The following is a 10,519-nucleotide window of genomic DNA, read 5'->3' on the forward strand; positions in this document are numbered from 1 at the left end:
GGCGGCGGGAGCGCTGCGTAGCGGAGGGGATTCCGTGGGCGGAGGATGTCCGCGGGGTCTTTGGTCCTCCGGTCCCCGAATCTCTTCCGCTGAAGAACTCTCGCGCGGAGGGAGGGACGCAGGATGCCGGTCGCGGCAGGGGCCGCGCGGAGTTTAGGGCGTCGCGGGCGCGGGTAGCAGCCGGTCGGGCGGCCGAACGCGGCGACGAAGTCTGGGCCGCGCTGGCGCGGCTCGGCAGCAGTCGCGAATCAGCGGCCGTAGGGTTGGCGCGTGGCGATGATCGTGATCATGCGCTCCAGCGCGAACACCGGGTCGCGGGAGGCGCCCTTGACCTCGGCGTCGGCGCGCGCGGTCGCGTGGATCGCCATCCCGAGCGTGTTCCCGGTCCAGCCGACGAGGTCGCGGCGCGCGCGGTCGATCTGCCAGTCCTTCATGCCCAGGCGTTGGGCGAGCGCCCCCGACGATTCGCGGTGGCCGGCGACGCGCGCCATCGTCCGGAGCTTCATGGCCACCGCCGCGACGAGCGGGACGGGATCGGCCCCGGATGCCAGGGCGTGGCGCAACGCCAGGAGCGCGGGGCCGTACTGACCGGCGATCGCGGTGTCGGCGACGGTGAACGCGGAGGTCTCGACGCGGCCGCCGTAGTAGCGCTCGACCGTACGTTCGTCGATGTCGCCGGGGACGTCGGCGATGAGCTGCTGGCATGCGGCCGCGAGCTCGGTGAGGTCGTCGGCGAAGGCCGAGACGAGGGACCGCAGGGCGACCGGGGCGATGCGCTTCTGCGCGGCCTTGAACTCGCCGACGGCGAAGTCGAAGCGGTCGGAGTCGCGCTTGACGGCGGGGCACGCGATCTCGATGCCGCTGCCCTGGCCCGCGCGGATGGCATCCAGGAGTTTCTTGCCGCGCACGCTCGCACCGGTGTGGCGGAGGACGACGGTCGCGCCGTCCTGCGGGTGCGCGAGGTACGACAACGCCTCGGTGAGGAAGGCGTCGCTGCACTTCTCGACTCCCCCGACGCGCACGAGCCGCGGTTCGCCGAACAAAGAGGGCGAAGTGACCGCGAGCAGGGTGCCCGCGGTGTAGTCGTCGGCTCGGACGTCGGTGACCTCGAGGCTCGGGTCTTCGCTCTTGAGGTACTCGCGGATGCCGGCGGTCGCGCGCTCGGCGCACACTTCTTCCGGGCCCGAGATCAGCACGATCGGCGCGGGCTGGGGGGTGCGCCATCCGATCTGGGGAATGGCCGACTTCGCCTTCGCGGGGGCGGAGCGTCGGGGTGCCGGGGTCACTCCCCCAGCCTACCGACCGGGTCGGACATGGATGCCGAGGATCCGCGGCCGCGGTCAGCCGTTCGCCGCCGTCGAGGCGGGTGTCCGCGGGGTGGCGTAGCGTGCGCGCATCTCCGGTCCGGCGGCCGGTCCGGACCGGAACGCGAACCGCGGATCCGAGACGGACAGCCCGGTCACGGGGTCGATCGTCACCGGTTCCACCTCGTCGCCGGTCGTCACGTCCACGAGCACCATCGCCCGCTCGGCGGGGGCCAGCTGCTCGTTCCTCCACGCCGCGAGGGCGACGAGGATCGGTCGGAGCGACCGGCCGAACTCCGTGAGCACGTACTCGTTCCGGACGGGGCGGTCCTGGTACGGGCGGGTGGTGAGGATGCCGTTCTCGACGAGCACCTTGAGGCGCTTGGCCAGCATGCTCGAGGACAGGCCGATGTTCGCTTCGAACTCGTCGAAACGCGTGTAGCCGTCGAAGCAGTCATGGAGGATCAGCATGGTCCACCACTCGCCCACGTACGACATCGCGGTCGACAGCGGGCATTCGCGATCCTCGACCCGGATCTGTGCGGACATCCGACACTCCTTCCGAACGTGACCGCGGCGCACTCGGCCAGTCACTGCTAATGTAGCAGCCATGGTGACTATCGAAACAGAAGCGACTCATTTCGGTGTACCCACCCGAAGGCAGGGGCAGCGGGCCGTGGTCAGCGGAGGCACGAAGGGTACGGGGGCGGCTGTGGCTCGCCGGCTGCGGGCCGCGGGGATGCAGGTCACCGCGATCGCCCGGACGCCGGGCACCGACGAGGATGTCCGGTTCGTGGCCGCCGACGTGACCGACCCGGGTGCGGTTCGCGACGCCGCGCGGATCATCCTGACCGAGGGGGCTCCCGACGTCGTCGTCCATGTCGCCGGCGGATCGCACTCCCCCGGCGGCGGCTTCGGCGCCCTCGGCGAGACCGAGTGGGCGCGCGAGATCGACCTCAACCTCCTGTCGGCGGTGCGGCTCGATCGCGAGCTCGTCCCGGCCATGATCGAGGCCGGGCGCGGAGCGATCGTTCACGTGTCCTCGATCCAGGCGCGGATGCCGTTATGGGACGGCACTCTGGCGTACGCGGCCGCGAAAGCGGCCCTGCGCACCTACAGCAAGGGCCTGGCGGGCCAGCTCGCTCCTCTCGGCATCCGCGTGAACACCGTCTCGCCGGGCGGTATCCAGACCGCGGGGGCCGAGGCGCTCGTCGAACGCCTCGCCGCAGACCTCGACGGCGACAGAGACGCGGCGTGGGACTCACTCGTCTCGGCGCTCGGCGGTGTGCCCTCGGGGCGTTTCGCGACGCCTGACGAGGTCGCATCCACGATCGCCTTCGTGGCCTCGGATGCCGCGGCGAGCATCACCGGAGCCGACGTCGTCATCGACGGCGGCACCGTGCGAACCATCTGACCACCGATGATCCCTGGAAGGGACAGACCATGACCGACGTGCACACGCCCTACGACCCGACCCTCCTTCCCTCCCCGGTCGTCGGCTACCTCGACGCGCGGGAAGACCACCGCCACGCCGACGCGACGGCCGCGTTCTCTCCGGACGCGATCGTGATCGACGACGGCCGGACCTACCGAGGTCTCGACGCGATCTCCGCGTGGATCGCGACGTCCTCGACGGAGTTCACGTACACGAGCTCCCGCCTGGACCAGTGGGTCGGCGACACCCGTCGAGCAGTCGTGCGGGTCCGGCTGGACGGCAACTTCCCCGGCGGTATCGTCCTGCTCCGCCACGGCTTCCAACTCGCGGCCGGACGCATCGAGCGACTGGTGATCGAGGTCTAGCGACTCGCGAAGGCAGCACGTGGAGTGCTGCCAGGTGCGGGCGAGGCTCACGGCGGTCTCTGTCGCCACAGGGTCAACCGCCCCTCATCGTCGCGCCAGACCGCCAGGATGCCGTCGGTGTCGGTGCGAGCCGCGGTGGTGCCGACGGACGTGAGGAGGTCGAGCAATCGGGCCGTGGGATGGCCGTACGTGTTCTCCGCGCCGACACCGATGAGCCCGAGGGGCGCGTGCAGGCGACGGTAGAGCTCGGGGTCCTGGTCGGCGCTGCCGTGGTGCGAGACCTTCACGATCTCGACGCGGGGGACGTCGACGCGGCGGAGGAGCGCCGCCTGCGGCTCGGCGCCCAGGTCGCCGAGCATCACCGTGCGGGGGAAGCCCGGCCCGGAGACGTCGATGGCCACGCTCGCATCGTTGCCGGGCTCCATGCCCGGAAGCGGGCCGAGCGCCTGCCACCGCGTCTCGCCGAGGGTGCCCGTGAGACCGAGGGATGCCGTGCGCAGCTCCGCCCCTCTCGCGGCGAAGCGGTCGAGCAGCCTCTCGTCCGCCGGCTCTCCGACCGGCCCATGCAGGACGACGTCCGCGCGTCCGAGGATGGCCGGGGACCCGCCGACGTGGTCCTTGTCGAAGTGCGTGAGCACCACCAGGTCGAGGCGGTCGATCCCGAACGTCTGCAGACATTCCGCGAGCGGCTCGGGCTCGGGTCCGGTGTCGACGAGCGCCACCGCGGACCCGGATCGCCACAGCGTGGCATCGCCCTGACCGACGTCGCACATCGCAACCTGCCAGTCGGTCGGAACCGTGAGCGGCCCCGCGACCGTGCGGATCGTGCTGGTGCCGCCGATCGCGCCCAGCAGGATGGCCACCGCCGCCGTCGCGAGCGCGGTGATCCGCGGGCCGCGGCGGGGGCGAAGGATCGCGAGGACCACCGCGCCGCCCACCGCGGCCAGGAGTGCCGCCCCGGGCGGGCCGTCCGGCCAGGGAAGGTTCTGCGCCGGCCAGGACGCGGTGGTGTGCGCCACCCCGGCGATCCAGGCGGCGGGGATCCAGGCCAGCGCGGTCAGCCCGTCGCGCAGCCACGGGAATGGCGCGACGCAGGCCAGGACCCCGGCGATCGTCGCCGGTGCCGCCGCCGGATCGGCGAGAAGGTTCGCGGCGACGCCGAGGAGCGGGACGTGCGGGTCGATCAGCACGATGAGCGGGCCGCAGACGAGCTGGGCAGCCGTCGGCACCGCGAGGGCGAGGGCGAGGGGGGCCGGCATCCATCGACCGAGCCCGTCCGCGAGCGGCCGGGCGAGGACGAGGAGCGCGGCGGTAGCGGCGGCCGACAGGGCGAATCCGAGCGAGCGACACAGCCAGGGGTCGGCGATCAGGAGGAACGTGACCGCCGCCGACAGCACCGCGACGCCGAGCGTGGGACGCCCGAAGCCGAGGGCGAGGATGCCGATCGCGCTCATCGCCGCCGCCCGGACCACGCTGGGCTCGGGCGTGACGAGCACCACGAAGCCCGCGAGCACGAGCAGCGCACCGGCCACCCGGACCCACCGGCGGGTTCCGCACAGGGCGAGCACGCCGAACGCGGCGCCGACCACGAGCGCACAGTTCGCGCCCGACACCGCCGTCAGGTGCGACAGCGACGCGGCGTTCATCGCCTCCTCGGTCGCCGTGTCGAGCCCGGAGGTGTCGCCGACCGCGAGCCCCGGAATGAGACCCGCACCAGGCTGCGGCAATCCGCGGGTCGAGGCGAGGAGCCCGTCGCGGAGCGCTGCGAACCAGCCCCAGACGCCGTCCGGCGGGGGCGCGCGGTCGACCTGGGTTGCGCGCAGCACGAGCACGGCGCGGTCGGTGGGATCCGCGGGGATCGCCCGACCGGACAGGACGACCTCGCTTCCCTGCCCGGATGCCGCGAGTCGGTCGCGTCCGTCGGCGTCGACCCCGATGCGCACGGGCAGCGCTCCGCGCACCGTACTCGCGCCCGCGGAGACGGCGGAGGCAACCGCATCGAACCACGCGCCTCCATCGACGCTGCGCGACAGGTGGCCGGTGACCGTGGCGGTCACCCGGAGGTGGCGGCCACCATCGACCTGCAGGTCGGCGATCTGCGCACGAGTCGGCGCGAGGGTCGCAACGGTGCCCGCACTGGCCGCCGCGCACGCGAGAGCGACGGCCGCCACGACGATCGCCGAATGCCGGAACTTCACGAGCACACCGATCAAGATCGCCGCGGCGATGGCGAAGATCAGCGCGAGGACCCATGGCTCCGGGAATGCCGTCCCCGCCGTCGCTCCAGCCCAGGTCGCCGCGGCCACGGCGACGGGGCGCCACGCGCGACGACGCAGGGCGCGGCGACCGACTCCCTGCCCGTCGAGTCTCGGGAGGCCGGCCGCCTCGGCGCCGGACCGTACGGCGCCGCTCACACTCGCACCAGATCGCGCAGTCCCGCGAGCATCTTGTCGCCGATGCCGGGCACCGAACCGAGGTCGTCGACGCTCGTGAAGCGGCCGTTCTCCTCGCGCCACGCGAGGATGCGATCCGCGAGCGCCGGACCGATCCGGGGCAGCGCGTCGAGCTGCTCCCGAGTCGCGGTGTTGAGATCGAGCGGCCCGACCGTCGCTCCCGGCGCTCCCCCGGCGGCGGCCGTGGGTGCAGCGCCGACGACGGGCACGACGATCTGCTCCCCATCCGTGACGGCGCGCGCGAGGTTCACGCCCGCGCGTTCGGCGTCGTCCGCGAAGCCTCCCGCCCGCGCGATCGCGTCGGCCACGCGGTCGCCGACGTCCAGCCGGTAGAGCCCCGCTGCCCGTACCGCGCCCGCCACGTGAACGTACACGCCGGCTCCGGCGGGCGCGCTGGCCCGGCCCGTCGGCGCGGGCGTCGTCGTGACGGTCTCGGTGCCCGTCGTCCCGCGGAAGATCCCGATCCCCACGGTGACGGCGAAGGCGAGGAGCACGAGGACGATCACCGCCCCGACACCGAGACGGCGGCGCGAACCGAGGCGCGGAGGAGTCTCGATCGAGTCCGGTGATGCCATCACGCCAGCACCCTACGAAGGGCGGGAACCCTCCCGTCGGGCCCGACGTCGAGTCAGTGGACGCTCCTTCGGATCACCGCCCTGGGGAGGAACGGTGCCGAAAACCGCCTACGCCCTCGCCGCCGCCTGAACGACGGATGCCACGCCCTCGCGCTCCGCAGAGCGCCGCGGACGTGGCATCCGGATTGCATGCAATCGGCTTCGACGATCAGCCCACGGATTGCGCGCTAAATCAACCGTCTACTTCGTCGAGAAGCTGACCACCTTCGGCGGGCGCACGACCGCACGCACGATCTCGCGCTCACCGAGCGCCCGGCGCACCTTCTCGTCCTGGCGGGCCAGGGCCTCGAGTTCTTCGGCGCCGATCTTGGCCGAGACCTCGAGCGTGCCGCGCACCTTGCCGTCGATCTGCACGACCGCGGTCACGGTGTCTTCGACGAGGAGCGTCGGGTCGGTCTGGCGCCACGTCGTGAGGCCGACGAAGCCGTCGTAGCCGAGCGTCTGCCACATCTCTTCGGCGGTGTGCGGGGCGAAGAGGTCGAGGGTCATTGCGATGACCTCGGCGGCCTCGCGCACGGCGGGGTCGCTCGTGCCGGCGCTGCCGTCGATCGCCTTGCGGGTCGCGTTCACGAGCTCCATGAGGCGCGCGACCACGACGTTGAACTTCGTCTGCTCGACGAGGTTCGGCGCCTCGGCCAGCAAGCGGTGCGTCACGCGGCGCAGGGCCTGGTCGCCCTCGGCCCACACCACGTCGGTCTCGCTGTCGACGTCGTGCGCGATGCGGAGGGCCCGGGCGAGGAACTTCGCCGCGCCCGTGGTCGAGACGTCGTTCCAGTCCTTGTCGTCCTCGACCGGACCGGCGAAGGTGAGGGCTACGCGCAGCGCGTCGGCGCCGTGGGCGTCGAGCTCCTCCTGGAAGAGCACGAGGTTGCCCTTGCTCTTCGACATCTTCGCGCCGTCGAGGATCACCATGCCCTGGTTGATGAGGCTCGAGAAGGGCTCGGTGAACTCCACCAGACCCATGTCGAACAGGGCCTTGGTGATGAAGCGCGCGTACAGCAGGTGGAGGATCGCGTGCTCGACGCCGCCGATGTAGTAGTCGACCGGTCCCCACTTGCCGGCCTCGCGGCCGGAGAACGCCTCGGTCTCGTCGTTCGGCGAGAGGAAGCGCAGGAAGTACCACGAGCTGTCGACGAAGGTGTCCATCGTGTCGGGGTCGCGGAGCATCGTCTGACCCGTCTCGGGGTCGGTGACCTGCACCCAGTCGGTCGCGGCACCGAGCGGCGACGTGCCCTTGGGCTTGAGGTCGAGCCCCTCGACCGGCGGCAGCACGACGGGCAGCTGGTCGGCAGGCACGGGCACGATCGAGCCGTCCTCGGCGTGCAGCATCGGAATGGGCGTGCCCCAGTAGCGCTGGCGCGAGATGAGCCAGTCGCGCAGCCGGTAGGTCTTGGCCGCGCGCCCGACGCCCTTGGTCTCGAGCTCCTCGATCATGCGCGCGATCGCGTGACGCTTGGACAGTCCGTTGAGCGAGCCCGAGTTGATCATGCGGCCGTCACCGGTCAGGGCGGTGCCCGTCTTCACCGGGTCGAGGTCGTCGACGTCGCCGAGCGGGTCGATCGGCACACCCTCGTCGTCGAGCTCGATCACGGGGATCGCGCCGGTCACCGGAGCGTTCGTGTCGACGACGACCTTCACGGGCAGGTCGAACGCGCGGGCGAAGTCGAGGTCGCGCTGGTCGTGCGCGGGCACGGCCATGACGGCGCCGTGTCCGTAGTCGGCGAGCACGTAGTCGGCGGCCCAGATCGGCAGCTTCTCGCCGTTGACGGGGTTGATCGCATAGTGGCCGAGGAACACACCGGTCTTCGGGCGGTCGGTGGCCTGGCGCTCGATGTCGGTCGCGCGCTGCACCTCGGCAAGGTAGGCCTGGAAACGCTGCCGCACCTCGATATCGGCGGATGCCGCGAGCTCGGCCGCGAGGTCGGACTCGGGCGCCACGACGAAGAACGTCGCTCCGTGCAGCGTGTCGGGGCGAGTGGAGAAGACCGTGATCTTCTCGGCGCGGCCCTCGATCTCGAACTCGATGTCGGCACCGATCGAGCGGCCGATCCAGTTGCGCTGCATCTGGATGACCTTTTGCGGCCAAAAGCCCTCGAGCTGGTTGAGGTCGTCGAGCAGGCGGTCGGCGTAGTCGGTGATCCGCAGGAACCACTGCGTCAGCTTCTTCTTGACGACGACGGCGCCGCTGCGCTCGCTCGTGCCGTCGGGCAGCACCTGCTCGTTCGCGAGCACCGTCTGGTCGACCGGGTCCCAGTTGACGAGCGCGTCCTTGCGGTACGCCAGGCCCTTCTCGAACAGCTTCTGGAACAGCCACTGGTTCCAGCGGTAGTACTCCGGGTCGCTGGTGTGCAGCACCCGGCTCCAGTCGAACGAGACGCCGTAGTCCTTCAGGCTCTCCTTCTGCTGCGCGATGTTCGCGTAGGTCCACTCCACCGGGTCAGCACCGCGCTTGATCGCGGCGTTCTCGGCGGGCAGGCCGAACGAGTCCCACCCGATGGGGTTGAGCACGTTGTACCCGCGGTGGCGCCAGAACCGCGCGACGATGTCGGAGTAGAGGTAGTTCTCGGCGTGCCCCATGTGCAAGTCGCCCGAGGGGTACGGGAACATCGCCAGCACGTACTTGCGGGGGCGCGTGTCGGCGTCGCCGCCGGCGCGGAACGGGTCCTTCTCGGCCCACGCCTGCTGCCACTTCGCCTGGATCTCGTGCGGATCGAAGCCTCCGTCGGTGGACGGCGCGGAAGAGGGGTTCTGAGACACGGGTGAGACCAATCGTGAAGTCGGGAGAGCCGCGAGGGCCAGCGTCCAGGCTACCGGACCGCGCGCGGCCCCTTCCGGCGCGGGCAGCGCCTCACCATCCGGGCGGCACGGCGGCACCGAGCGCCGCGAGCGGAGCGCGGGCCTTGATGCCCACTTCGGCGACCTCGGATGCTGCGACCGACCGCCACGTGATGCCTCCGCCGGCACCGACCCAGGCGGCATCCGGCTCCACCACGATGCTGCGGATCACCATCGCGAGATCCGCGGCTCCGTCGTCGCCGACCCAGCCGAACGTCCCGGAGTAGACGCCGCGTTCGGCGCTCTCCAGTCGGGCGAGGATCTCGCGAGCCGAGGCCTTCGGGGCGCCGGTCATGCTCCCGGCGGGGAAGGCGGCGTCGAGGAGGTCGCCGATCGTCGTCCCCGGACGCAGGGCCCCCGAGACCTCGCTGACCAGCTGGTGCACGGTCGGGTATGTCTCGACCTCGAGTAGACGGTCCACGCCGACCGACGACGGCACGCACACCCGCGAGAGGTCGTTGCGCATCAGGTCGACGATCATGACGTTCTCGGCGCGCTCCTTGGCATCCGATCGCAGGTCGTCGGCGAGGGCCGCATCGCGCTCCGGGTCCGGATGCCGCGGACGCGTGCCCTTGATCGGATGCGTGTGCACGCGCCCCGCGCGCACCTCGAGGAAGCGCTCGGGCGACGCGCTGACGAGCGCCGTGTCGCCCAGACGCAGGAAGCCCCCGTGGTGCGACGAGGCGGCGGTGCGCAGCCGACGGAACGCGGCCAGGGCGTCGACGGTTCCCGGCACGGTGAAGCGGGTGGTGAGGCACAGCTGGTAGGCGTCGCCGGCGGCGATGCGCTCGCGGCAGGCCTCGATGAGTCCGGCGTACTCCTCGGGGGAATGACGAGCGGATGCCACACCCCGGTCTTCCGCGATCGGAGGCGTCGCGGCCCGTGGCGCATTTGCCGCCGCGGCGGCGAGGGAGCCCGCAGACCCCGTGGACGACAGCGCCCAGACGCGGCGCGATGCATGGTCGAAGGCCAGCAGTTCCTCCACCCGCAGCCAGGCGGGAGCGCCCTCGTACGAGACCCAGCCCACCCATCCGCCGCGGAAGTCGGGGCCGGAGATGCCCGGAGGCGGGGGGATCGTGGCATCCACGTTCCGGGGCGATCCGGCCGTGTCCGGACGCCCGGCGCCGAGGTAGCTCCACCCGGCCGAGGTATCCGGGCCGGCGTCGAGCCAGAACGCGTGCGGTTCGTCGGCGAACAGGGCGCAGAACACGTCGTCGGGCTCCCGCCACCGCGGCAGGGCGACCGTGGAGAGGGAGCGCGGCACGCTCTCAGGCTATGCCTCACCGGCGGCCCTAGGCTGAGCGAGGTGAACGAGATCCTCACGTGGCTGCTCGACGTCGTCCAGAACGTCGACCCCGTGGTGCGCACGCTGGTCGCCGGAGTCGCGATGATGCTCGAGACGAGCGTGCTCGTCGGTCTCGTGGTCCCCGGCGACACGGTGGTCATCGTCGCGGGCACCGCGATCGCCTCGCCCCTCGACGGCGTGCTCCTG

At 71.7% G+C, this 10,519-nt stretch carries 8 protein-coding genes and 1 pseudogene; 3 read left to right on the top strand and 6 right to left on the bottom strand.

Annotated features, from left to right (window positions below):
• Positions 1-248: 248 nt before the first annotated feature.
• The gene (gene holA, locus LQV45_RS11015; RefSeq protein WP_230007056.1) at positions 249-1,286 is read right to left on the bottom strand and encodes a DNA polymerase III subunit delta; all 1,038 of its coding nucleotides are present in this window, start codon (positions 1,284-1,286) and stop codon (positions 249-251) included.
• Between the two features lie 54 nt (positions 1,287-1,340).
• Entirely contained in the window at positions 1,341-1,853 is a 513-nt protein-coding gene (locus tag LQV45_RS11020; RefSeq protein WP_230007057.1) for a helix-turn-helix domain-containing protein, read from the bottom strand.
• 61 nt (positions 1,854-1,914) lie between these two features.
• Here LQV45_RS11020 and LQV45_RS11025 point away from each other — a divergent pair, with 61 nt between their 5' ends.
• Both LQV45_RS11025 and LQV45_RS11030 read left to right on the top strand, forming a co-directional pair.
• Positions 1,915-2,718 (top strand): oxidoreductase, encoded by an 804-nt coding sequence (locus tag LQV45_RS11025; RefSeq protein ID WP_290370233.1) that lies wholly within the window; start codon positions 1,915-1,917, stop codon positions 2,716-2,718.
• A gap of 29 nt (positions 2,719-2,747) precedes the next feature.
• The gene (locus tag LQV45_RS11030) at positions 2,748-3,104 is read left to right on the top strand and encodes a nuclear transport factor 2 family protein (protein WP_230007059.1); all 357 of its coding nucleotides are present in this window, start codon (positions 2,748-2,750) and stop codon (positions 3,102-3,104) included.
• Between the two features lie 47 nt (positions 3,105-3,151).
• Here LQV45_RS11030 and LQV45_RS11035 read toward each other — a convergent pair whose 3' ends face one another.
• The 4 genes from LQV45_RS11035 to LQV45_RS11050 form a co-directional block, all read right to left on the bottom strand.
• The gene (locus LQV45_RS11035) at positions 3,152-5,518 is read right to left on the bottom strand and encodes a ComEC/Rec2 family competence protein (protein WP_230007060.1); all 2,367 of its coding nucleotides are present in this window, start codon (positions 5,516-5,518) and stop codon (positions 3,152-3,154) included.
• Positions 5,515-6,132 (bottom strand): ComEA family DNA-binding protein, encoded by a 618-nt coding sequence (locus tag LQV45_RS11040; protein WP_230007063.1) that lies wholly within the window; start codon positions 6,130-6,132, stop codon positions 5,515-5,517. Before LQV45_RS11040 ends, LQV45_RS11035 begins: the two co-directional genes overlap by 4 nt.
• Positions 6,133-6,372: 240 nt before the next feature.
• The gene (gene leuS / locus LQV45_RS11045) at positions 6,373-8,949 is read right to left on the bottom strand and encodes a leucine--tRNA ligase (RefSeq protein ID WP_230007061.1); all 2,577 of its coding nucleotides are present in this window, start codon (positions 8,947-8,949) and stop codon (positions 6,373-6,375) included.
• A 91-nt stretch (positions 8,950-9,040) separates the two neighbouring features.
• Positions 9,041-10,291: an anthranilate synthase component I family protein gene (locus LQV45_RS11050; protein ID WP_230007062.1), complete on the bottom strand. Its 1,251-nt coding sequence runs from the start codon at positions 10,289-10,291 to the stop codon at positions 9,041-9,043.
• 42 nt (positions 10,292-10,333) lie between these two features.
• Between LQV45_RS11050 and LQV45_RS11055 the strand changes: the two are divergent.
• A pseudogene (locus LQV45_RS11055) lies at positions 10,334-10,519 on the top strand (DedA family protein); the annotation flags it as partial.

The sequence above is a fragment of the Microbacterium sp. Bi128 genome, assembly GCF_918698205.1.

Excerpts from the sequence above, each read along its gene's own strand:
- LQV45_RS11040 (WP_230007063.1), bottom strand. The coding sequence starts at position 6,132 with ATGGCATCACCGGACTCGATCGAGACTCCTCCGCGCCTCGGTTCGCGC.
- LQV45_RS11020 (WP_230007057.1), bottom strand. The coding sequence starts at position 1,853 with ATGTCCGCACAGATCCGGGTCGAGGATCGCGAATGCCCGCTGTCGACC.
- LQV45_RS11025 (WP_290370233.1), top strand. The coding sequence starts at position 1,915 with ATGGTGACTATCGAAACAGAAGCGACTCATTTCGGTGTACCCACCCGA.
- LQV45_RS11030 (WP_230007059.1), top strand. The coding sequence starts at position 2,748 with ATGACCGACGTGCACACGCCCTACGACCCGACCCTCCTTCCCTCCCCG.